This is a genomic window from Parafrankia sp. Ea1.12, assembly GCF_900465275.1.
Classification (GTDB): domain Bacteria; phylum Actinomycetota; class Actinomycetes; order Frankiales; family Frankiaceae; genus Parafrankia; species Parafrankia soli.
Genome location: NZ_UBIZ01000065.1, coordinates 1 through 927, shown reverse-complemented (window position 1 = coordinate 927; position 927 = coordinate 1). Strand labels below are relative to the sequence as shown.

The 927-nt window shown below is 66.9% G+C and carries 1 protein-coding gene; it reads right to left on the bottom strand.

Features of this window, described 5'->3' with window-relative positions; genetic code table 11:
• Positions 1-927 (bottom strand): chaperonin GroEL (gene groEL / locus FMEAI12_RS00335; protein WP_146776590.1); only part of this gene is annotated, 927 nt, incomplete at both ends.

The window sequence follows — 927 nt, the reverse complement described above, 5'->3', positions numbered from 1 at the left end:
CCGGTGGCCTCGTCGCCGGAGAGGTCGAGCTTCTCGAAGGCGCTGGTCGCGGCCTGCAGGAGCGCGACGCCACCGCCGGCGACGATGCCCTCCTCGACCGCGGCCTTCGCGTTCGAGACGGCGTCCTCGATGCGGTGCTTCTTCTCCTTGAGCTCGACCTCGGTGGCCGCGCCGACCTTGATGACCGCGACGCCGCCGGCGAGCTTGGCCAGGCGCTCCTGGAGCTTCTCGCGGTCGTAGTCGGAGTCGGACTTCTCGATCTCGTTGCGGATCTGGTTGACCCGCCCCGCGATCTGGTCCGCGTCGCCGGCACCCTCGACGATGGTGGTCTCGTCCTTGGTGATGACGACCTTGCGGGCGCGGCCGAGCAGGTCGACGGTGGTGCCCTCGAGCTTGAGGCCGATGTCCTCGGAGATGACCTGGCCGCCGGTGAGGACGGCGATGTCGGTCAGCATGGCCTTGCGGCGGTCACCGAAGCCCGGGGCCTTGACCGCGGTGCTCTTGAACGTGCCGCGGATCTTGTTGACGACCAGGGTCGCGAGAGCCTCGCCCTCGACGTCCTCGGAGAGGATCACGAGTTGCTTGCCGGCCTGCATGACCTTCTCCAGGATCGGGAGCACGTCCTTGACCGCGGAGATCTTGCTGTTCGTGATCAGGATGTACGGGTCGTCGAGGACAGCTTCCATGCGGTCGGTGTCGGTGACGAAGTAGGGCGAGATGTAGCCCTTGTCGAAGCGCATGCCCTCGGTGAGCTCGAGCTCGAGCCCGAAGGTGTTGCTCTCCTCGACGGTGATGACGCCTTCCTTGCCGACCTTGTCCATCGCCTCGGCGATCATGCTGCCGATGGCCGGGTCACCGGCGGAGATGGAGGCGGTGGAGGCGATCTGCTCCTTGGTCTCCACGTCCTTGGCGACGCTGGAGAGCTCC